19 protein-coding genes are annotated in these 19,789 nt (G+C 66.2%); 11 read left to right on the forward strand and 8 right to left on the reverse strand.

Going from position 1 to position 19,789, the window contains the following annotated elements; all coding sequences use genetic code 11:
- Nucleotides 1-50 precede the first annotated feature (50 nt).
- The 4 genes from ACYQ2U_RS10300 to ACYQ2U_RS10315 all read left to right on the forward strand — a co-directional run bounded on the left by ACYQ2U_RS10300 (nt 51) and on the right by ACYQ2U_RS10315 (nt 2,995).
- On the forward strand, nt 51-1,031 hold the full coding sequence (locus ACYQ2U_RS10300; RefSeq protein WP_459950277.1) for a KpsF/GutQ family sugar-phosphate isomerase: 981 nt from the start codon (nt 51-53) through the stop codon (nt 1,029-1,031).
- Nucleotides 1,031-1,603: an LPS export ABC transporter periplasmic protein LptC gene (lptC, locus tag ACYQ2U_RS10305; RefSeq protein WP_459950278.1), complete on the forward strand. Its 573-nt coding sequence runs from the start codon at nt 1,031-1,033 to the stop codon at nt 1,601-1,603. Before ACYQ2U_RS10300 ends, lptC begins: the two co-directional genes overlap by 1 nt.
- The gene (gene lptA / locus ACYQ2U_RS10310; RefSeq protein ID WP_459950279.1) at nt 1,600-2,133 is read left to right on the forward strand and encodes a lipopolysaccharide transport periplasmic protein LptA; all 534 of its coding nucleotides are present in this window, start codon (nt 1,600-1,602) and stop codon (nt 2,131-2,133) included. The genes lptC and lptA overlap by 4 nt, the downstream gene beginning before the upstream one ends.
- A gap of 301 nt (nt 2,134-2,434) precedes the next feature.
- Entirely contained in the window at nt 2,435-2,995 is a 561-nt protein-coding gene (locus tag ACYQ2U_RS10315) for a phasin family protein (RefSeq protein ID WP_459950280.1), read from the forward strand.
- A 165-nt stretch (nt 2,996-3,160) separates the two neighbouring features.
- Here the strand turns inward: ACYQ2U_RS10315 and ACYQ2U_RS10320 are convergent, their stop codons facing one another.
- The 6 genes from ACYQ2U_RS10320 to ACYQ2U_RS10345 are packed head-to-tail and all read right to left on the reverse strand — an operon-like array spanning nt 3,161 to nt 8,194.
- Complete coding sequence (locus ACYQ2U_RS10320; RefSeq protein ID WP_459950281.1) at nt 3,161-3,844, reverse strand: phospholipase D family nuclease; 684 nt, start codon at nt 3,842-3,844, stop codon at nt 3,161-3,163.
- 3 nt (nt 3,845-3,847) lie between these two features.
- On the reverse strand, nt 3,848-5,176 hold the full coding sequence (locus ACYQ2U_RS10325; RefSeq protein WP_459950282.1) for an RsmB/NOP family class I SAM-dependent RNA methyltransferase: 1,329 nt from the start codon (nt 5,174-5,176) through the stop codon (nt 3,848-3,850).
- A 17-nt stretch (nt 5,177-5,193) separates the two neighbouring features.
- Nucleotides 5,194-6,198, reverse strand: coding sequence for a DUF3108 domain-containing protein (locus ACYQ2U_RS10330; RefSeq protein WP_459950283.1), 1,005 nt, complete (start codon nt 6,196-6,198; stop codon nt 5,194-5,196).
- Complete coding sequence (purN, locus tag ACYQ2U_RS10335; RefSeq protein ID WP_459950284.1) at nt 6,195-6,833, reverse strand: phosphoribosylglycinamide formyltransferase; 639 nt, start codon at nt 6,831-6,833, stop codon at nt 6,195-6,197. The genes ACYQ2U_RS10330 and purN overlap by 4 nt, the downstream gene beginning before the upstream one ends.
- A 6-nt stretch (nt 6,834-6,839) precedes the next feature.
- Nucleotides 6,840-7,553 carry a hypothetical protein gene (locus ACYQ2U_RS10340; RefSeq protein WP_459950285.1) on the reverse strand — a complete coding sequence of 238 codons (714 nt, stop codon included), beginning with the start codon at nt 7,551-7,553 and terminating at the stop codon, nt 6,840-6,842.
- Complete coding sequence (locus tag ACYQ2U_RS10345) at nt 7,550-8,194, reverse strand: DedA family protein (RefSeq protein WP_459950286.1); 645 nt, start codon at nt 8,192-8,194, stop codon at nt 7,550-7,552. Before ACYQ2U_RS10345 ends, ACYQ2U_RS10340 begins: the two co-directional genes overlap by 4 nt.
- A 123-nt stretch (nt 8,195-8,317) precedes the next feature.
- On the opposite strand from ACYQ2U_RS10345, the gene ACYQ2U_RS10350 reads away from it, so the two are divergent.
- Together ACYQ2U_RS10350 and ACYQ2U_RS10355 are read left to right on the forward strand one after the other, a co-directional pair.
- Nucleotides 8,318-9,307, forward strand: coding sequence for an MBL fold metallo-hydrolase (locus ACYQ2U_RS10350; protein WP_459950287.1), 990 nt, complete (start codon nt 8,318-8,320; stop codon nt 9,305-9,307).
- Nucleotides 9,308-9,371: 64 nt separating this feature from the next.
- Nucleotides 9,372-10,571 (forward strand): class I SAM-dependent methyltransferase, encoded by a 1,200-nt coding sequence (locus ACYQ2U_RS10355; protein WP_459950288.1) that lies wholly within the window; start codon nt 9,372-9,374, stop codon nt 10,569-10,571.
- A gap of 50 nt (nt 10,572-10,621) precedes the next feature.
- Here the strand turns inward: ACYQ2U_RS10355 and rraA are convergent, their stop codons facing one another.
- Entirely contained in the window at nt 10,622-11,113 is a 492-nt protein-coding gene (rraA, locus tag ACYQ2U_RS10360; protein WP_459950289.1) for a ribonuclease E activity regulator RraA, read from the reverse strand.
- A 43-nt stretch (nt 11,114-11,156) separates the two neighbouring features.
- On the reverse strand, nt 11,157-12,140 hold the full coding sequence (locus tag ACYQ2U_RS10365) for a complex I NDUFA9 subunit family protein (RefSeq protein ID WP_459950290.1): 984 nt from the start codon (nt 12,138-12,140) through the stop codon (nt 11,157-11,159).
- A gap of 80 nt (nt 12,141-12,220) precedes the next feature.
- Here ACYQ2U_RS10365 and mutL point away from each other — a divergent pair, with 80 nt between their 5' ends.
- The 5 genes from mutL (at nt 12,221) to ACYQ2U_RS10390 (ending at nt 19,758) form a co-directional block, all read left to right on the forward strand.
- Nucleotides 12,221-14,038, forward strand: coding sequence for a DNA mismatch repair endonuclease MutL (mutL, locus tag ACYQ2U_RS10370; protein WP_459950291.1), 1,818 nt, complete (start codon nt 12,221-12,223; stop codon nt 14,036-14,038).
- 156 nt (nt 14,039-14,194) lie between these two features.
- Entirely contained in the window at nt 14,195-15,115 is a 921-nt protein-coding gene (gene miaA, locus ACYQ2U_RS10375; protein WP_459950292.1) for a tRNA (adenosine(37)-N6)-dimethylallyltransferase MiaA, read from the forward strand.
- Nucleotides 15,112-15,840 carry a flagellar brake protein gene (locus tag ACYQ2U_RS10380; RefSeq protein ID WP_459950293.1) on the forward strand — a complete coding sequence of 243 codons (729 nt, stop codon included), beginning with the start codon at nt 15,112-15,114 and terminating at the stop codon, nt 15,838-15,840. The genes miaA and ACYQ2U_RS10380 overlap by 4 nt, the downstream gene beginning before the upstream one ends.
- A gap of 340 nt (nt 15,841-16,180) precedes the next feature.
- Nucleotides 16,181-19,081 carry an adenosylcobalamin-dependent ribonucleoside-diphosphate reductase gene (locus ACYQ2U_RS10385; protein ID WP_459950294.1) on the forward strand — a complete coding sequence of 967 codons (2,901 nt, stop codon included), beginning with the start codon at nt 16,181-16,183 and terminating at the stop codon, nt 19,079-19,081.
- Nucleotides 19,082-19,257: 176 nt separating this feature from the next.
- Entirely contained in the window at nt 19,258-19,758 is a 501-nt protein-coding gene (locus ACYQ2U_RS10390; protein ID WP_459950295.1) for a hypothetical protein, read from the forward strand.
- Nucleotides 19,759-19,789 lie beyond the last annotated feature (31 nt).

The following is a 19,789-nucleotide window of genomic DNA, read 5'->3' on the forward strand; positions in this document are numbered from 1 at the left end:
CGAAGAGTGGGCTTGGTTATAATCCGCCTTCATCATAACCGCACTTCCCCATGATTCCTGCGCCTTCCCCCGATCAAATCCTCGCCCGTGCCCGTCGCGTACTGCGCATTGAGGCCGAGGCGGTGCAGGCCCTGGAACAGCGTCTCGACCACAGTTTCGTCAAGGCCGTGCAGGTCATGCTGGCCTGTCGCGGTCGCGTCATCGTCAGCGGCATCGGCAAGTCGGGCCACGTCGCCCGCAAGATCGCCGCCACCCTGGCCAGCACCGGCACCCCCGCCTTCTTCGTGCACGCCGCCGAGGCGGTCCATGGCGACCTGGGCATGGTCACCGCCGACGACGTGTTCATCGCCCTGTCCAATTCCGGCGAAAACGACGAGCTGTTGATCATCGTGCCCCACCTCCGCCGCCTGGGCAGCACCCTGATCGCCGTCACCGGCAACTCCGCTTCGTCCCTGGCGCGGGAAGCGGACATTCACCTCGACGCCGGTGTCGTCCAGGAGGCCTGTTCCCTCAATCTGGCGCCCACCGCCAGCACCACCACGGCCCTCGCCCTGGGCGACGCCCTGGCGGTGACCTTGCTGGACCTGCGCGGCTTCGGCGCCGAAGATTTCGCCCGCTCCCATCCCGGCGGCAGCCTGGGTCGCAAGCTGCTGACCCATGTCAGCGACGTGATGCGGCCCGCCGCCGAGGTACCGGTGGTGGTCGCCACGACACCGATCCCCGCCGCTTTGCTGGCCATGACCCGGGGCGGCCTCGGCATGACCGTGGTCACCGACGAACAAGGCGCCATCACCGGCATCTTCACCGACGGCGACCTGCGCCGCGCCCTGGAAAAACACGGCGACCTGCGCCAGATTCCGGTGGGACAACTGATGACGCCGGCTCCGCGCAGCATCGAATCCCGTCGCCTGGCGATGGACGCCGTCGCCATGATGGAACAGGGCCGGATCAATCAGGTGCTGGTGGTGGACGACGGCGTCCTGCAGGGCGCCCTCAACATGCACGACCTGTTCCGGGCCAAGGTCATCTGATGCGCATCTCCGGCGCCTCCCTGCTCCCCGTCGCCCTGCTGGCCCTGGTGGCCGGTCTCAGCTATTGGCTGGAAAAAGCCACCACGGCGCAGGAGGCCCGCAACAACGCCAACGCCCGCCACGACCCCGACTACATGGTGGACAACTTCACCGTGCGCCGCTTCAACGAAACCGGACAACTGATCCAGTCCCTGGTGGCCAAGCACATGGTGCACTTCCCCGACGACGACACCACCGAACTGACGGCCCCCAACCTCACCATCCACCGCAGCGACCGGCCCACCCAAGTGGTGTCGAAAACCGCCTGGTTGAGCAAGGACGGCAAGGAAATCCAGCTCAAGGGCAACGTCCGGGTTTCCCGCCCCGCAGTGGGCGCCATGCCCTTCACCCTGATCGAAACCGAGGCCCTGACCGTCTATCCCGACGACGAGCGCACCGTCGGCAGCGTGCCCGTCACCATCACCCGTGGCGGCAACGTCATGCACGGCAGCGGCATCGAATATCTCGGCAAAGACAAGACGGCCCAACTGCAAGGGCGTGTCCACGGCACCTTCAAGAAAGCGACCCCATGAACGCCACTCCCTTCCTGCGTCTGACCGCCCTCGCCCTCTCCTTTTCCGCCCTGCCCGCCCTGGCGGAAAAAGCCGACCGGGAAAAACCGGTGAATCTGGAGTCCGACCGCGTCTTCGTGGACGAAGCCAAGAAGACCCACGTCTTCGAAGGCAACGTGGTGCTGACCCAGGGCACCCTGATCATCAAGTCCGACAAGCTGGTGGTGGTCGAAGATGGCGGCGGCTTCCAGAAGGGCGTCGCCACCGGTGGCCCCAACGGCCTGGCCTGGTTCAAACAGAAGCGCGAAGGCAAGAACGAATACGTCGAAGGCGAGGCGGAACGCATCGAGCACGACAGCAAGACGGAGAAAAGTGAATTCTTCAGCAAGGCCCACGTCAAGAGCGGCCAGGACGACGTACGCGGCCAATACATCATCTACGACGCCAAATCGGAGAACTACACCGTCACCAACGGCCCCAACGGCACCGTAAGCACAGGCAAGCAGGAACGGGTACGGGCCGTCATCCAGCCCCGCAATCAGGACAAATAAATAATCAGAAAATGCTGTTGCGATACAACAAAATGATCGCAACCCACCGCAGAAAAACTACATAACTATATGAATTAAAAAGAATTAACACCGTCAAACATTTTTTTGTGCAACGCAATAAAAGTGCTTGACAAGGAAAGTTTCAGTTCTATAATGAACTCATGTTGCAACGCAATAAACACAACAGCCGGTAATTCAGGGATGCAAAGAAAATGTAACCGGTAGCCAACAGGAGCTCGCAGTACTAGTAGCTAATCATTAGACAACGGAAACTTCCTCTCTCTTATTTAGGAGTAACACCATGACCTACGCTATTCCCGAGCAATTCTCCACCGCCAACAAGGCCAATGTGGAAACCCTGCTGACCATCGCCAACACCGCCTTCGCCAGCGCCGAGCGCCTGGCTGCGCTGAACCTGAACACCGCCCGTTCCGTGCTGGAAGACGTGGTGAGCAGCGCCAAGACCGTGCTGTCCGCCAAGGACGTGCAAGAACTGGTGGCTCTGCAAGCCACCCTGGCCCAGCCCGCCCTGGAAAAGGCTGTCGCTTACTCCCGTAGCGTTTATGAAATCGCCACCCAAACCCAGGAAGAACTGGGCAAAGTGTTCGAAGCCCAATACGCCGAAGTGAACAAGAACGTCGGCACCGTGCTGGAAAAGGCCGCCAAGAACGCCCCCGCTGGCTCCGACGTGGCCGTGGCCGCCGTCAAGTCCGCCTTGGCTGCCGCCAACTCCGCCTACGACAGCATCAACAAGGCTGCCAAGCAAGTGGCTGAAATCGCCGAAGCCAACGTTGCCGCTGCCACCAGCGCCACCGTCAAGGCCGTCGGTTCCGCCGCGCCCAAGGCCAAGAAGGCTGCCTAATCAGTTTGTCTCCTCCTCCAGCCCCGCAAAGGGGTTGGTTTCAAACCCTGGTCCTTCCGACCAGGGTTTTTTTTATCCGTTTTTTCTTTTCTGTATCCAGGGACGCCCGCCGTACGGGCAGCGGCCGGCACCGCTTCGCACCGAACTAATGGAATGACGCGTGGACTAGCGGGCGCGGCAACCTTCCATCACGCGCCGCTCCTGGGGCGTGAGCCAGGGACAGAGCGTCGCGTCGCCCCGACCGCGCCGGGACGCCCCGGTACCGGGCGCGACCGCCCCCGCATCGCCGCCGGTCGAGACGAGGGGCTCGGCTTCCTGCCAATGGCGCAGCCAGTTGTCGCGATAGAGCCGCGCCAGGCGCGGGTTGTCCCGCAGCACCATGAGGTTCTCCGCGTTGCGGGCCTGGGCCGACCAACTGAAGTTGTAGCTGCCAGTGACCACCACCGGATGGGCATGGCCCTCGTCCACCACCAGGATCTTGTTGTGGGCCGCGCTGTAGCGGGTTTCCAGCCGCACCGGAATACCCGCGTCGGCCAGGAAGGGCACCAGGGAATTGTCGTTGCGCTCCATTTGCTCCCGATCCGCCAGGATGCGCACGTCTACGCCCCGCGCCCTAGCCTCCTGCAAGGCGGTGGCGATGTTGCGACTGGTCAGCACGTAGGCCTGGACCAGGATCGAATGACGCGCCCCGGCCAGGGTGCGCAGCACCAGGCCTTCCGCGTCGTCCCAGGGAGAGAAGGCGACCTCCAGCGAGCCGGTCGCGGGCAGGGTCGTCGTTGCCGCCGCCGGCAACGACGATAGTACGGTCAGCGCCGTCCCGAGCAACCAGCCGGGGAGACGCGATGCCATGTGTCAGGCCCGTTCCAGCACGGCCGCGTAAAAGCCGTCGGTGCCGTGGACGTGGGGCAGCAGTTGCAGGTCCTCGCCGGTGTCGAGGGCAATGCCCTGCTTGTGCAGCAGCTCGGCGCAGGACAGGCGCTTGAAGTCGGGATGGGCGGCGAGGAAGGCATCCACCACGGCGGCGTTCTCCTCGGCCAACAGGCTGCACGTGGCGTACACCAGGCGGCCGCCGCTTTTCACCAGACGGGCCGCCGCAGCCAGGATGTCCCGCTGCTTGGCGGTGAGCTCCGCCACGCTCTCGGGACTTTGCCGCCACTTCAGATCGGGATTGCGCCGCAGGGTGCCGAGGCCCGAGCAGGGAGCATCCACCAGCACCCGGTCCAACTTGCCGGCCAGGCGCTTGATGCGCTGGTCGTGCTCGTTGGCGATCACCGCCGGATGGATATTGGACAGCCCCGAACGGGCTGCACGGGGCTTGAGCTTGGCCAGGCGCTTGTCGGACACGTCGAAGGCGTAGAGCCGGCCGGTGGACCGCATCAGCGCGCCCAACAGCAGGGTCTTGCCGCCGGCGCCGGCACAGAAGTCGGCCACCATCTCGCCGCGCTTGGGGGCCAGCAACTGGCCCAGCAGTTGGCTGCCTTCGTCCTGTATCTCGAAGGCCCCGGTCAGGAACAGGGCGTGGCGGGCCAGGGAGGGCTTGCCCTTGAGGCGAATGCCCAGGGGCGAATAGGGCGTCGGCTCGGCCTCGATGCCCTCGTTGCGCAAATGGCCCAGCACCTCCTCGCGGTTGGCCTTCAGGCTGTTCACCCGCAGGTCCAGGGGCGCCGGCTGGTTGAGGCCGCGGGCCAGGGCGAGCAATCCGGCGGCAAAGTCGGCGTCGCTGGCCTCGGGCTGCGTGGCCCGCAGCTTGTCCACCAGCCAGTCGGGAAAATCCGCCTGCTCTGCCAGGGTCAGCGCCGTCTCGTCCTGTCCCTTGAGGGTGGCCAGCCAGTCCAGTTCCTTGCTCTTCAGCACGTCGCTCAACTGGCGCTGGCTGAGCCCCATGTGGCGCACCAGGGCGGCCAGAAACAGACGACGCGGCGTCGGTTTTTCTCCGCTCAGCACGCACACCCGCTCCAGACTGCGCTTGCGCCGCAGCACGGCATACACCGACTCAGCGACGAAGGCCCGCTCCCGCGGACCGAGGGATTTGTGCTCGCGGAAAAAGCGCGACAGCACCGCATCGGCGGGAAAGCTGAAATCCAGCAGCGCGGTCAGGGCGGCCAGGGCGTCGTCGATCAGGCCCACGCTCAGGTGTTGCTGGGCGGCGGCGGGCTTGTTGCGGGAAGCAGATGCATTCACAGTTCGGTTCTCTTTTCTCATTGGTCGTATTCGATGGCTTCGGCGATCTGGTCGCCCACCTCGCCCTTGCGGTCGGTATAGCGGATGCGGATCGGCAGACCCGCCACCTCCTTGCCCAGCCAGACTTCGGTCACGTCGACACCGCGGCCGTCGCCGGCGCCGCCCACGGCGGAGCGGACCCGCACGTGCCAGGCGCGGAACTGGCCGGCCTTGATCTCCAGCCGCTCCTCGCCCAGCCATTCGAAGGCATAGCGCTCCACCTTGCGGCCATTGGCCACCGCCATGACGAAGCCCTCGCCGCGCTGGGCGGCTTGCATCAGTTGGTAGAACATGGACAACACATCCTCCGCCCCCTCGCCGATGGCCGCCGTCTGGCCGTTTTGCAGGCTCACGCTGGCGGCGGCCCAATCGAAGGCGGACTCCACCACGTCGCCCTCGCCGCGATCCTGACGGAACAGGGTAGGCTTCAATTCCCCCTTGAGGAAGCCCCCCTCGCTGCTCTGGAGGATCTTGACGTTCTTGAACAGGGCGGCCAGGCCCACGGTCTCGGTAGTGGCGCTGAGGCGGTAACGCTTGCCGTCGTGCTGCCACTCATGGATGGCGCGCCCCACCAACAGGCTGCGCTCACCGCTTGCTCCCTTATACACGCCAAAGCGGATCTTGCCCCGACGGGGCAGGGGAATCGGTGCCTCCGGTGCTTCCTCGGCCTTGGCCTGGAGCGCCGGCGGCGGGCTGGGTTCCGCCGCGACGGGCGTCGCCGGCGGGGTCGGCGCGGCGGTGGAAACGCTTCCCGGCACTGGCGTCGATGCCACCGACGGCGCGGGGCGGGGAGCGGGTTTGGGCGGCGCCGGCTTGGGGGCCGGCGGCGGGGGTGGCGGTGCCAGGGTGGCTTCCAGCAGCTCGGGCGTCTCCGCCGTCAGTAGCCCCAGGTGCCAGCCCGGCGACGTCACCAGTGCCAGGTGCAGCAGTAGGGAAAGCAGCAGCGCCGCCAGCAGTCCGCGCCGACGCCAGGAAGGAGTCATGGGCCGGGGAAGCGCAAGGCCTCGCCGGCCAGGTCGGCGGCGGGCAGGTCGAACGCCACCCGGTTCCCCTCCAGGCGCACCTGGCCGGCCAGCAGCCAGGACACGGCACGGGGATAGATCAGGTGCTCCTGGGCCAGGACGCGCTGGGCCAGGGCCTGGGCCGTGTCGTCGGGCCGCACCGGCACGGCCGCCTGGATCAGCGCCGGGCCCACGTCCAGTTCCGGGGTGACGAAATGCACCGTGGCGCCATGCAGGCGGACGCCGGCCGCCAAGGCGGCGGCATGGGTATCGAGGCCGGGGAAGGCGGGCAGCAGGGAGGGATGGATGTTCACCAAGCGGCCCTGGTAGTGGCGGACGAAAGCCGGCGTCAGAATGCGCATGAAGCCCGCCAACACCACCAGGTCCGGCGCCAGGGTGTCGATTTCCGCCATCAGGGCCCGGTCGAAACTATCCCGGTCGGGGAAGGCCTTGTGGTCCACCACCCGGGTCGCCACCCCCTTGTCCCGGGCGAAGTCCAGGCCCGGCGCGCCCGGCCGGTTGCTGATCACTCCGGCGCAGACGCCGGGCAGGGAGGCATCAAGCAGGGCGCGCATATTGCTGCCCCGGCCGGAAATCAAAATCACGTACTTCTTCATCTCGTCTTACTTCAATGCGGCCACCGGCAGGAAAACCGCCGAGGCCATGCTCTGCACCACCTTGACCACGGTGCGGTTGGTCTTGTCCTCGATGACCCGGGACAGGGTGTCCAGATTGCCGATCACCTTGCCGAACTCCCGCTCGAAGCTCAGGTTCGGCGTCGGTCCCAGCTCGTTGGACAGCAGCAGCAGATTGCCCTCGGCGTCCCGGTCATGGCCCATTTTCCAGACGGCGATTTCCACGTTGCGGGCGGCGTTGTACAAGCGCTGGGCATTCAATTCGTTGAACAGGTAGAACTCGTAGCGGTCGCCGAAGGCCGCCAGGGTCATGCCCCCCAGGCCGGCCATCAGGGCAAAGACCCGGTCGCCGCCGTAATCGGCCTTGAAGGCCAGCTGCATCGCGTCGGTGCCCCATTTACCCCCCAACTCGGGGAAGCGCCAGTTGTGCTGGCTGCCGAACAGGCGCTCCACCGCGTCCTCGGCGCGTGCGAAGCCGCTCTTTTTCAGCTCCCGCGGGTTGCGCTTGTAGAGCTTCTCGGTCAGCAGCCGCAGGGAAGCCAGGGCATCTTGCAAATGGGCCTCGGACACCCGGTCCAGGTCCGACTTGATCAGCTGGCTGGGCTCCATCCCGGCGCTCCGGGAAGACGGCTTGCCCGGCTGGGGATTGGTGCTGCACGCCCCCAGCGCCAGGACCAGGACCCAGGGCAGCGCCGCTTTCAAGCGCGCACCTGCCGCGTGTGCTTCCACCAGCCGATGGCGGCGGGCAACAGGCTCACCACCACGATGGCCACCACCATCAGGGACAGATTGTTGCGGATCACGGGAATGTTGCCGAACCACACCCCGGCCAGGGTCAGGGAGGCGACCCAGAGCACGCCGCCGGTCACGTTGAACAGGCTGAAACGGCCGAAGGGCATGGCGCCGACACCGGCCACGAAGGGGGCGAAGGTGCGGAACAGGGGCAGGAAGCGCGAGGCGATGATGGTCTTGCCGCCGTGGCGCTCGTAGAAAGCGTGGGTCCTTTCCAGGGCCGCCCGCTTGAAGAAACGGGAGTCGGGCCACTGGTACACCTTGTTGCCCAGGTAACGGCCGATGGCGTAGTTGAGGGAGTTGCCGCTGACAGCGGCCAAAGACAACACCGCCATCAGGGCGACAATGTCCATGTCGGCCTGGACCCAGACCAGTCCCGCCACGAACAATAGGGAATCGCCGGGCAGGAAGGGAAACACGACGAAGCCGGTCTCGGCGAAGATCACGGCGAACAGGATGGCGTAAATCCAGAGCCCGTACTGCTGGATCAAGGGCGGCAGGTACTTGTCCAGATGGAGGATGATGTCGAAGAATTGGGCGATGAGTTCCACGGGGTGGGGCCGAGAAATAAAACCCCGGGAGTTTACCCGATGGCCGCTGGCCGCCGGCATATTGCTCCTGTCATGGTGAGGCTATACAGTACCCCCTCCCCACCCCGCCAAGAAAGGACCGCCATGAATTTCCGTCCCCGCCTCGCCCGACTCGCCCAGGCCGCCGCCCTCTCCCTCGGCCTGGCCGCCGCCGGCCTGCTCGCGACCGCCCCGGTGCGGGCCGAAGCCCCCCAGGTGAAGACCCAGGTCCCCGGCTATTACCGGCTGATGGTGGGCAAGGCCGAGGTCACCGCCCTCTTCGACGGCGCCATCGAACTGGACAGCGCCCTGCTCAAGAACGCCACGCCCAACGAAATCCAGCACCTGCTGGCCCGCCTGTTCGCCAACTATCCGAAGATGCAGACCGGGGTGAATGCCTTCCTGATCAACACCGGCAGCCAACTGGTCCTGGTGGACACCGGCGCCGCCAAGCTGTTTGGTCCCACCCTGGGCCAGGTGCTGGGCAACCTCAAGGCGGCGGGCTATGGCCCCGAGCAGGTGGACGCGGTGCTGATCACCCACCTCCACGCCGACCACTTCGGCGGCCTGATCGGCGCCGACGGCAAGCCCACCTTCGCCAAGGCCAAGGTCCTGGTGCCCCAGGCCGACGCCGACTATTGGCTGTCCGCCGACAGCGCCGCCCAGGCACCCGAGGGCAAGCGCGGCTTCTTCAAGCTGGCCCGCGACGCCGCGGCGCCCTTGCAGGCCGCCGGCCAATGGAAGACCTTCAAGCCGGGCGACGAACTGGTGCCCGGTTTCACGGCGGTGCCCACCCCCGGCCATACTCCGGGCCACACCGCCTACCTGCTGACATCGGAAGGACAAAAACTGCTGCTCTGGGGCGACCTGGTGCACAGCACGGCGGTCCAGTTCGCCAAGCCCGACGTGACCATCGAGTTCGACACCGACCAGAAACAAGCCGCCGCCAGCCGCCGCAAGACCTTCGCCCAGACCGCCGCGGAACGCACCCTGGTGGCCGGCGCCCACCTGCCCTTCCCCGGCCTGGGCCACGTCCGGGCCGAGGGCAAGGGCGTCTATAGCTGGATCCCCGTGGAGTTCGGCCCGGTGAAATAAACCCGACGCCGGCCGTGCCCACCACGGCCGGTGGAAGCTTGGGCTCGTCGTAAAGGAGCGCAGGATGTTCTGGCAAAAACGGTTCAACGACTTTGTCGCCCGCCTCTCCCACCATCACCTGCCCCTGCGTCTCAAGCTCTGGAACGGCGGCGAGGTGGCCCTCGGCCCCGAACCCAAGGTCACGATCCACCTCAAGTCCGTCGCCGCCCTGCGCCATTTGCTGCGGCCCTCCATGGCCTCCCTCGGCCAGGCCTACGTGGATGAAGAGATCGACGTGGAGGGCGCCATCGACGACGTGATCGCGGTGGCGGTGGGCATTTCCGCCCACGGCGGCAAGCCGGTGCGCCACGGGCCGCGCATGGTGCGCCACACCCGCAAGATCGACGCCGAGGCCATCGCCTACCACTACGACGTCTCCAACGACTTCTACCGGCTCTGGTTGGACGCGGAGATGCTCTACTCCTGCGCCTACTTCCGCCACCCCGGCGACAGCCTGGAGCAGGCCCAGATCCAGAAACTGGACCACATCCTGACCAAGCTGCACCTGAAACCCGGCCAGCGGCTGCTGGACGTGGGCTGCGGCTGGGGCGCCCTGGTCAAGCGGGCGGTGGAACACTACAAGGTGGAAGCGGTGGGCATCACCCTGTCCCAGCACCAACGGGAAGTGGCCCAACAGCGGATCGCGGCGGCGGGGCTAGCGGACCGGGCGGAAATCCGCCTCCAGGACTACCGCGACGTGACGGGCAAGTTCGACCGCATCGTCAGCGTCGGCATGTTTGAGCACGTCGGCCTCAAAAACCTGCGCGGCTACTTCGCCAAGCTGCACGACCTACTGGCGGACGATGGCCTCTGCCTCAACCACGGCATCACCTCCACCGACCCCGACTCCGCCGAAACGCCCCTGGGCGGTGGCGAATTCATCGAGCGCTACGTTTTCCCCCACGGCGAACTGCCCCATCTGAGCTTCGCCCTCAAGGAAATGGCCGCCGCCGGCCTGGAAGTGAGCGACGTGGAAAACCTGCGCCGCCACTACGCCCTGACCACGGCCCACTGGAGCCGGCGCTTCGAAAACCACGGCGCGCAGATCCGCGAAATGGTGGGGGAAAAGCGTTACCGCATCTGGCGCGCCTACTTGGCCGGCTGCACCTACGGTTTCAGCCATCACTGGATCGCCCTGCATCAGATCCTGGCGGTCAAGTCGGCGGCCGGTGCCCAGCCCCACCTACCCCTGACCCGGGACTACATGTACCCGGCCAAGCACTGAGAATGCCCGCCCTGCTCCGCGCAGGGTGGGCGTTTGAGGCGTTAGGTGGATTAGGCGGGCATCACCACGATGCCGTCCTCGTCGGCGTAGAGCCTGTCGCCGGGACGGATCCAGACGCCCTCGATCTGCACCGCGATGTCCTTCTGCCCTTCATTGCGCTTCTCGGTGGGCAGGGGCATGGTGGCCATGGCGCGGATGCCGGTGTCGCACTCGGCCAGCTCGGCGCTGTCGCGCACGGCGCCATACACCACGACGCCGGCCCAGCCGTTCTTGGCCGCCGCCTTGCCCAGGTTGCCGCCCACCAGGGCGCGGCGCAGGGAACCGCCGCCATCCACCACCAACACCCGGCCATTGCCCGGAGAATCCACGGCGGCCTTGACCAGGGTGTTGTCCTCAAAGCACTTCACCGTGCTGACGGGACCTGAAAACTTGATGCGCTTGCCGAAGTCGCGAAAGATCGGCGGCAGCACGCGGAAGGCGCCGTCGCTGTCGTTCTTGTGTTCGTCGCAAAGGTCGCAGGTGGCGAAGTTCGCGTCACTCATGATGTCTCCTGATTGTTTTGGTTTCAAAGACCGGCATTCTGCCTCAGGACGCCCGCGACGCTAGCCAGGCCAGCAGCACGACCAGGGTAAAGGCGCCGGCCAGGGCCGGTATCAGCACACGCCGCCAGCGCGCTAGGGTTTCCCGGCGCAGGGCGGGGCCGTTGTCCGCGGTGATGAATTGATCCACCCCCAGGGGAAGCCGCCCCAGCAGGCCGGTCATGGTCGCCAGCGCCGACGCCGCGCCGACACTGCCCTGCTGCAACATGCGCCAAGTGTCGCTATTGAGCACCGAGCCGGGCACGAAATCCAGCAGCCTCGCCGTCAGCGCCACCAGGAAGCCCGGCACCGGCACCCCCAGGGCCGGGCCCCAGCCCATGCCGCGCCGGTAACAGGCCAGCATCTCCCGGTAGGACACCGGGCGGGCGCCCACCGCCTCCACCACTTGCCGCGCCGGGACGTCCGCCTGGAGCAGAGCCAGCACCGCCTCGGCCAGGTCGTCCACATGCACCGGCTGCATCGATTGATGCCCCCCCGCCGGCAGGCTCACCACAGGCAGGGCCGCCAACAGGTGGAACATCCGCGCCGCGTCGCCATCGGGCCCATAGACCAGCGAGGGACGCACGATCTGCCAATCCAGGGGCAGGCCCTGCAAGTGGGACTCGGCCGCCAATTTGGTGGCGAAATAGGGTGTCGTGGCGGTTTCCGCCCCCAGGGCGGAGATCTGCACCACGCGCCGCACCCCGGCCTGGACGCAGGCGTCGAACAGGGCCGAGGGACCACGGTGATGGATCGGGTCGTAGGTCGCCGTGGCGGATTCGATCAGGATGCCCACGGCGTTCACCACGGCGTCGATGCCCTGCAAGCGGGGCAGCCAGGCGGCTGGCGTGGTATCCGTCATGTAGTCCATGGCCACGCCCCCGGGCAAGGGATGGCGACTGGCGGGCACGACGTCATGGCCGGCCCGGCGCAGCCGCTCGGCCAGATGGCGTCCGATGAACCCCGTGGCGCCACAAAGGAGAATACGCATGGTCATTCCTCTCAGAACTATGGCGGGATGCACAGCTTAACAGCCCGCCGGCGCGGAGACTCTGGGATAATCCGGCCTCCATGGCGACACCTTCCCAACTCCCCCGCATCCACCCCCTGCCCGACCTGCTCATCAGCCAGATTGCCGCTGGCGAGGTGGTGGAACGGCCCGCGTCCGTGCTCAAGGAACTGGTGGAAAACAGCCTCGATGCCGGCGCCCGCCGCATCGACGTGGCCCTGGAGGAAGGCGGCGTGCGGCTGCTGCGTATTACCGACGACGGTTGCGGCATGCCCCCCGAGGACCTGCCCCTGGCCCTGGCCCGCCACGCCACCAGCAAGATCGCCAGCCTGGACGATCTGGAGCGGGTCGCCAGCTACGGCTTTCGCGGCGAGGCCCTAGCCTCCATCGCCTCGGTGGCCCGGGTCAGCATCACTTCCCGCACGGCGGAGGCCCAGCGGGCCAGCCGCATCCGCGGCGAAACCATGACCATCGAGCCGGCCGCCCTGGGTGCGGGTACGGTCATCGAAGTGGCCGACCTGTACTTCAACACCCCGGCCCGGCGCAAGTTCCTCAAGACCGAGGCCACCGAATTCGCCCATTGCGACGAAGCCCTGCGCCGCATGGCCCTGGCCAACCCCGGCGTGGCCTTCAGCCTCAGCCACAACGGCACGCCGCGCCGCCGTTACAACCAGGGCGACCTGGAACGACGCACCCGGGACTTGCTGGGCGAAGACTTTTTCGGCCACGTGCGGTCCATCGACGTCAGTGCCGGCCCCCTGCGCCTCACCGGCTTTGCCGCCCTGCCCGCCTATTCCAAGGCCTCCCGGGACGACCAGTTCTTTTACGTGAACGGCCGCTTCGTCCGCGACAAGCTGCTCTCCCACGCCGTGCGCGAGGCCTACACCGACGTGCTCCACGGTGCTCGCCACCCGGCCTACGCCCTGTTCCTGGACATGGACCCAGCCGGCGTCGACGTAAATGTGCACCCGGCCAAGACCGAGGTGCGTTTCCGCGATGGCCGTGGCGTACACCAGTTCGTTTTCCATGCCGTGCAACGGGCTTTGGCGGCGCCCCTCAGCTCCGCCGTCAGCGCCGTGGCCGCGGCGGCCACCCCGGATGACGTCACCGCGAAGGAAGACGGTGTGCGCTACCCCACCGCCGGCAGCTTCTCCGCCGATTACCGCCCCCATCAGGGCAGCCTGGGCGTGCAGGAACAAGCCGCCAGCGCGTCCTATCTGGATTTCGCCAGGGCCGCGTTCGCCCCCGTCACGACGACGCCTGCCCAGGGCCTGCCCGACACCGGCGCCGACGGTCCGCCGCCCCTGGGTTACGCCATCGCCCAACTGCACGGTATCTACGTGCTGGCCCAGAACGCCGCCGGCCTGGTGGTGGTGGACATGCACGCCGCCCATGAGCGCATACTCTACGAGCGCATCAAGAACCAGCTCGACGCCGGCCCGCCCCCCACCCAGCCCCTGCTGGTGCCCCTGCTACTCAACGCCAGCAGCAGCGAAATGGCCACCGCCACCGACCACCAGGCGGACCTGGCGCAGCTAGGCTTCGAACTGGCCGCCGCCGGCCCCCAGGAACTGGCGGTGCGCACCGTGCCCGCCCTGCTGGCGGCCGGTGACCTGCCCACCCTGATCCGCGCCCTGCTGGCGGACCTCAAGGAGTTCCCCGCCAGCAGGGTCATCGAGGCCCGCCGCAACGAACTGCTGGCCACCATGGCCTGCCACGGCGCCGTGCGCGCCCATCGCCCCCTGACCATTCCCGAGATGAATGCCCTGCTGCGGGACATGGAAGCCACCGAACGGGCCGACCAGTGCAACCATGGCCGCCCCACCTGGGTGCAACTGTCCATGACCGACCTGGACAAGCTGTTCATGCGGGGGCAGTAGAGCGTGGCAGAACAAGCAAAACCACGGCATCCGCTGGATGCCGCCAATCAGCCGCCCCTTCCCCCGGGGAAGGGGATGGGGGATGGGCAATCACCTTCTCATGGGGCCCCAGGCCCCCATGAGGAAGATCGTCGGCTACCGCCGGCGATCTTCCTCATGGGCCCCACGGCCAGCGGCAAGACCGCCCTGGCGTTCGACATGGCCGACCGTTTTCCGGTGGAACTCATCAGCGTCGATTCGGCCCAGGTATTCAAGGACATGAATCTGGGCACCGCCAAGCCCGATGCCGAAACCCTGGTCCGCTACCCCCACCACCTGATCGACCTGATCACCCCGGAAGAGAGCTACTCCGCCGCCAAGTTCTGCGAGGATGCCCTGCCCCTCATGGCCGACATCACGGCCCGGGGCAAGGTGCCCCTGCTGGTGGGCGGCACCATGCTCTATTTCAAGGCATTGATGGACGGCCTGGCCGACCTGCCCAAGGCCGACCCGGCGCTGCGGGCCGAGATCGAGGCCCGGGCCGCCGACCGGGGCTGGCCCGCCCTTCACGCCGAGCTGGCCGCCCTGGACCCGGAAACGGCCGCCCGCCTGGCCCCCAACGACGCCCAGCGCATCCAGCGCGCCCTGGAGGTGGTGACCCTTTCCGGCCAACCCATGGGCGTCCTCTACGCCGCGCAAAAGCGCAATCCCCTGCCCTACCGGGTCCTGTCCATGGGCCTGGTCCCCGCCGACCGGGGCTGGCTGCACCAGCGCATCGCCGACCGCTTCACGGCGATGCTCGCCGCCGGCCTGGTGGAAGAAGTGGAAAACCTGCGGCGCACATACCGCCTGCACGAAGGCCTGCCCGCCATGCGCAGTGTCGGCTACCGCCAGGTGTGGGACCTGCTGGAAGGTAGAATGCGCGCCGACGAACTGCGCGACCGAGGCATCTTCGCCACCCGCCAATTCGCCAAGCGGCAGTTGACTTGGTTCAATACCCTGTCCGACGTTACACTCTTCGACAGCATCGACGCCGCAACCCAATCGCATATTCTCGACCGAACCGAACGCTTCATCGCCCGCGCAGCCCAGCCATGATCCTGACCGAAGAAAACCTGGACGAATACACCATCACCTTTCGCCGGGAAATCCTGTTCTACATGCGCCAGTTGATCAACGAGGCCGCCCAGACCAGCATCGTCTTCGACGGCGGCAAGAACACCATGCTCACCGTGCTGCTGGACATCGACGAGGAGGAGAACCTGGTGATCTTCGACTGGGGCGGCAGCGAGGAAGCCAATGCCCTGTTGCTGAACAGCCCGAAGAACTACTTCATCTCCCGCCCCCAGGGCGTGCGCAACCAGTTCGCCACCGGCCCGGTGCGGGAAATCAGCTACAACGGTCGGCGCGCCTTCGCCGCCGACCTACCGGAAAAATACATCCGCCTGCAACGGCGCGAGTTCTTCCGCCTGTCCCTGCCCCTCACCATGCGCCCGCTGTGCACCCTGACCACCGCCGACGGCCAGTCCATGGAGCTGGAAGCGGTGGACATCGGCATCGGCGGCATCGGCCTGGAAGCGCCGGAACTGACCATCCCCTGCGAACTGGGCACGGTCTTTCCCGACTCGCGCATCGACATCAAGGACCAGGGCGTGCTCCAGGTGGACATCAAGGTCTGCTACATGGGCGAAGTGACCCGGGGCGTCCGCCAGGCCATCCGCCTCGGCTGCAACTTCGAGAACATCACCGCCGCCCAGGAAACCGAATTGCAGTTGCTCATCACCCACGTCCAACGGGAAGAGCGTGCCCGCATGGGACGCTAAACCCGCATTCACACCCCGGTTTTTCCTCTCCGGCCAGCGCCGGCATCCCGTCAAATCAAACACTTGCACGAATCTCTTTTTTTCGTGCCTGCCAAGACCCTTTAAGTCGACCGATCAACCCCCTGAATTCCCGGCTTTTTCTCCTTAAGCTTTCACCGACCAAACCTACTATATCTAGTGTCAGCGTTACAAACGCTCACAATATTTAGTGCAAGTCTTTGTTTTGTCGAGAAGCAGAAATTTTTCCTTTTCTTCAAAAAAAGGTCGGGCTATCCTCCCCCGCCTAGCTGTTTTTCGGCTTCATTTTTTTCCAGAATTTTTCTTTCTTTGGGATTGATCGATGACCACAGAACTGAACACTGCCGAAACGTCTCAAGACCAACACACCGGCCAACTGGGCCTGCCCCTGCCCCAAGAGATTTCCGGCGAAGTGCTGCTGGAAAAATACGCCAAGGGCAATGAACGCGATGTCCATGAAGTCCGCGCCCGTGTCGCTCGCGCCCTGGCCTCCCTTGAAGCCGACGACAAGCGTGTGTATTGGGAAACCCGTTTCCTCGAAGCCCAGGAACAGGGCTTCGTTCCCGCCGGCCGCATCAACTCCGCCGCCGGTACCGACCTGACCGCCACCCTGATCAACTGCTTCGTGCAGCCCGTCGGCGATTCCATCTCCGAAGTGGTGGACGGCCGCCCCGGCATTTACACCGCCCTGCAACAGGCCGCCGAGACTATGCGTCGCGGCGGTGGCGTCGGCTACGACTTCTCTTCCATCCGTCCCGTGGGCGCCCACGTCAAGGGCACCCAGTCCCGCGCCTCCGGCCCCGTCTCCTACATGCGCGTGTTCGACCGCTCCTGCGAGACCGTCGAATCCGCCGGCTCCCGTCGTGGCGCCCAGATGGGCGTGCTGCGTTGCGACCATCCCGACATCGAGGAATTCATCCACGCCAAGGATGGCGGCGACCTGACCAACTTCAACATCTCCGTGGGCGTCACCGACGTCTTCATGAAGGCCGTGGAAGCCGACGGCGACGTGGAACTGAGCCACCGCGCCGTGCCCTCCGCCGACGTGATGGCCGATGGCGCCTACCAGCGCGAGGACGGGTTGTGGGTGTACCGCAAGGTGCGCGCCCGCGACCTGTGGGACCAGATCATGCGTTCCACCTACGACCACGCCGAACCGGGCATCCTGTTCCTGGACCGCATGAACCGGGACAACAACCTCTACTACTGCGAAACCATCGAGGCCACCAACCCCTGCGCCGAACAGCCCCTGCCTCCCTACGGTTGCTGCTGCCTGGGCTCCATCAACCTGACCCTGTTCGTCGAAGCCCCCTTCAGCGACCAGGCCAGCTTTGACTTCGCCGGTTTCGCCAAGGTGATCGAAACCTCCGTGCGCATGCTGGACAACGTGCTCGACGCCACCCACTGGCCCCTGGAACAGCAACACCAGGAAGCCATGAACAAGCGTCGCGTCGGTCTCGGCTTCACCGGCCTGGGCGACGCCCTGATCATGCTGCGCCTGAAGTACGACACCCCCGAAGCCCAGGCCATGGCCACCAAGATTTCCGAGTTCATGCGCGACAAGGCCTATCTGGCTTCGGTCGAACTGGCCAAGGAACGCGGCGCCTTCCCCCTGTTCAACGCCGACATGTACCTCTCCGGCGGCAACTTCGCCTCCCGCCTGCCCCAGGACGTGAAGGACCAGATCCGCAAGCACGGCCTGCGCAACTCCCATCTGCTGTCCATCGCCCCCACCGGCACCATCAGCCTGGCCTTCGCCGACAACGCCTCCAACGGCATCGAACCGCCCTTCTCCTGGACCTACACCCGCAAGAAGCGCATGGCCGACGGCACCCACAAGGAATACGCGGTCGAGGACTACGCCTGGCGCCTGTACAAGCACATGGGCGGCGACACCAGCAAGCTGCCCGAGTACTTCATCACCGCCCTGGAAATCTCCGCCCAGGCCCACGAGGAAATGGTCGCCGCCGTCGCCCCCTACGTGGACACCTCCATCTCCAAGACGGTGAACGTCCCCGCCGACTACCCCTACGCCGACTTCGAAGACCTCTACATGAAGGCCTGGAAGTCCGGCCTCAAGGGCCTGGCCACCTACCGTCCCAACAGCGTGCTGGGCTCGGTGCTGTCCGTGGATAGCAACGCCAGTGCCGCCAGCACCCAGAAGCAGCCCCAGGACGTCACCATCGACAGCGCCAACCGCCGCATGTCCATCGGCGCCCTGCCCGCCCCCGTGCTGGCCTCCCTGCGTTGGCCCGGCCGTCCCCGCATGACCGACGGCAACACCGCCTGGTCCTACATGATCGAAACCCCGCAAGGCGAGTTCGCCCTGTTCGTCGGCCAGACCGAGAACGACATGGGTCGCGCCCTGCCCTTCGAAGTGTGGGTGAACGGCACCGAGCAGCCCCGTGGCCTGGGCGCCGTGGCCAAGACCCTGTCCATGGACATGCGCGCCAACGACAAGGCCTTCCTCAAGCTCAAGCTCGACGTGCTGGCCAAGACCGTGGGCGAGGAATCCTTCGAAATGCCCTTCCCGCCCGTCGGCGAGCTCAAGCTGATGCCCGGCGTGGTGTCCGCCTTCGCCCAGGCCGTGCGCTACCGCTGCGAAAAGCTCGGCGCACTGGAAGGCGACGAGGCCACCCCCGTGCTGGACGCCATGTTCAGCCGCGACGAGCCCAAGACCGGCACCGACGGCACCCTGTCCTGGACGGTGGACATCACCAACCCGGCCTCCGGCGAGGAGTTCGTCCTGGGCGTCAAGGAAATCACCCTGCCCGACGGCGTCACCCGGCCCTACTCCGTGTGGCTGTCCGGCCACTATCCCCGCGCCCTGGACGGCCTGACCAAGCTGCTGTCCCTCGACATGCGCGTCGTGGATCCGGCCTGGATCGGCATGAAGCTGCGCAAGCTGACCAACTACGCCGAGCCCCTGGGCGACTTCATGGCCCGCGTGCCCGGCAGCAACAAGCAGCAGAACTGGCCCTCCACCGTGGCCTACATCGCCCGCCTGATCATGCACCGCTACGCCATGCTGGGCATCCTCGACGAGCACGGCTACCCCACCCGGGAAATGGGCATCCTTGAAGTGCCCGGCGCCGCGCCCGAAAAGGGCGGCGTCAAGGTGATGCAAGGCTCCCTGTGCAGCGAGTGCGGCAACATGACCGTGATCCGCAAAGACGGCTGCGACTTCTGCTCCGCCTGCGGCGCGGTGGGTGCCTGCGGCTAAGCCCACGCGCCCCCGGTACGGCCGCGACACGGCCCACCACAAAAAGCCCCGGCCCCCGGCCGGGGCTTTTTGTTTGTGGCGATCCGCTGCACAATGCCGGTTCCGACGTTTCTTCCTCACCGCAGTCCGCCGCACAGCGCATCCTGCCCGTGGGGATTTCGCCCGCCATCCGCACCATGCCCGCCGCTCCCCTTTTCCTATCGTCCTGGCTCCCGGCCCTGTTTGTGGCCGGCAGTCTGGCCTGGGCGACGCCGGCGCGGGCGGCCGGGCATCTGTGCCAGACCGGCGAAATCGTCCTCTTCGCCTGCGCCATCGAACAGCGCCTGGTGTCCGTCTGCGCCCACAGCCTGGGCAAAAAAATTTCCCGGCCAACCTTTCGCTACGGCACCAGCGACGCCCTGCTGCTGGAACTGCCCGAGGCCGGGGACAAGGGAAAGTCCGTGACCAAGGGCGCGGTCTTCATCAACGGCCATCTGGGCGCCTACCTGCGCTTCGGCGTCGAAAACATGGGCTTCGTGGTCTTCAGCATTCCCGGCCGGGGCGATGGCCTGGTGGTGGAAAAAGACCGGGTCATGCGCGGCAAGCGCTATTGCCAAGGCGAGACCATCAGCCGCCTGAAGGACGTGCCGGTGCCCATCGCCGACGCCATCGCCGTGGCGGGCGGCGACGAGGACTGATCACGGACGGTCAGGCCCCGGCCTCGGCTAT

The organism is Denitratisoma sp. agr-D3 (assembly GCF_054658675.1).

Bases quoted from the DNA above. Each gene is read 5' to 3' on its own strand.
- lptC (WP_459950278.1), top strand. From the start codon at position 1,031: ATGCGCATCTCCGGCGCCTCCCTGCTCCCCGTCGCCCTGCTGGCCCTG.
- ACYQ2U_RS10300 (WP_459950277.1), top strand. From the start codon at position 51: ATGATTCCTGCGCCTTCCCCCGATCAAATCCTCGCCCGTGCCCGTCGC.
- ACYQ2U_RS10320 (WP_459950281.1), bottom strand. From the start codon at position 3,844: ATGGCATCGCGTCTCCCCGGCTGGTTGCTCGGGACGGCGCTGACCGTA.
- ACYQ2U_RS10355 (WP_459950288.1), top strand. From the start codon at position 9,372: ATGTTCTGGCAAAAACGGTTCAACGACTTTGTCGCCCGCCTCTCCCAC.
- rraA (WP_459950289.1), bottom strand. From the start codon at position 11,113: ATGAGTGACGCGAACTTCGCCACCTGCGACCTTTGCGACGAACACAAG.
- ACYQ2U_RS10315 (WP_459950280.1), top strand. From the start codon at position 2,435: ATGACCTACGCTATTCCCGAGCAATTCTCCACCGCCAACAAGGCCAAT.
- ACYQ2U_RS10350 (WP_459950287.1), top strand. From the start codon at position 8,318: ATGAATTTCCGTCCCCGCCTCGCCCGACTCGCCCAGGCCGCCGCCCTC.
- ACYQ2U_RS10385 (WP_459950294.1), top strand. From the start codon at position 16,181: ATGACCACAGAACTGAACACTGCCGAAACGTCTCAAGACCAACACACC.
- miaA (WP_459950292.1), top strand. From the start codon at position 14,195: ATGGGCCCCACGGCCAGCGGCAAGACCGCCCTGGCGTTCGACATGGCC.
- ACYQ2U_RS10365 (WP_459950290.1), bottom strand. From the start codon at position 12,140: ATGCGTATTCTCCTTTGTGGCGCCACGGGGTTCATCGGACGCCATCTG.
- ACYQ2U_RS10380 (WP_459950293.1), top strand. From the start codon at position 15,112: ATGATCCTGACCGAAGAAAACCTGGACGAATACACCATCACCTTTCGC.
- purN (WP_459950284.1), bottom strand. From the start codon at position 6,833: ATGAAGAAGTACGTGATTTTGATTTCCGGCCGGGGCAGCAATATGCGC.
- lptA (WP_459950279.1), top strand. From the start codon at position 1,600: ATGAACGCCACTCCCTTCCTGCGTCTGACCGCCCTCGCCCTCTCCTTT.
- ACYQ2U_RS10390 (WP_459950295.1), top strand. From the start codon at position 19,258: ATGCCCGCCGCTCCCCTTTTCCTATCGTCCTGGCTCCCGGCCCTGTTT.
- ACYQ2U_RS10330 (WP_459950283.1), bottom strand. From the start codon at position 6,198: ATGACTCCTTCCTGGCGTCGGCGCGGACTGCTGGCGGCGCTGCTGCTT.
- mutL (WP_459950291.1), top strand. From the start codon at position 12,221: ATGGCGACACCTTCCCAACTCCCCCGCATCCACCCCCTGCCCGACCTG.